Below are 711 nucleotides of genomic sequence, written 5' to 3'. Positions count from 1 at the left end.
CCGATAGCGATCAGTTGCTCAGGCGTAATCTCACCACCTGGTACACGTGGGACAACTGAATAGGTGCCATCTTTTTGCATGTTTGCAAGAAAGGTATCGTTGGTATCCTGCAGGCCTGTATGTTGCTCTTCTAGAATGTAATCATTCCAGCTAGCTGCAAGCATATTTGCTACCGCAGGCTTACAAATATCACAACCAAGGCCGGTACCGTGTTTTTCTACCAGTTCGCCAAATGACTTGATACTACCGACACGAATTAAGTGATATAGCTCTTCACGCGTATGAGGGAAGTGTTCACAAATGCTTTTATCAACCGTAACGCCGCGCGCTTCAAGCTCAGTATCAACAACATCCTTAAGAAGTGCTGCGCAACCGCCACAACCGCTAGCTGCTTTGGTTTCACCTTTTACATCACCTACGCTGCAACAACCGGAATCAAGAGCGTTAATAATGTCGCCTTTACTAACGTTTAGGCATGAACAGATTGTTGCTTCCATTGGTAGTGCTGAAGCACCTAGCGCAGGACCACCCCCTTCAACATTCGGTAGAATCATTCCTTCAGGGTTTTCGGGAAGCTCGATACCGTTCAGGTAGTATTGAAGAAGTGTGTCGTAATCTGAACAGTCGCCAACTAGTACTGCACCTAACAGTGTATTGCCGTCTTCAGATACGATGATTCGCTTATAGATCTCTGAGTTTTCGTTACTGTAG

Annotated in this window: 1 protein-coding gene; it reads right to left on the bottom strand. The window is 46.0% G+C overall.

What is annotated here, in order from left to right:
• Positions 1–711: (2Fe-2S)-binding protein (locus A3761_RS06100; RefSeq protein WP_197472879.1), on the bottom strand; the 711-nt coding region annotated here is incomplete at both ends.

This window comes from Oleiphilus sp. HI0123, from assembly GCF_001635315.1.
Note: the sequence above shows the minus strand (reverse complement) of the source record. Positions and strands in the feature narration are given on the sequence as shown.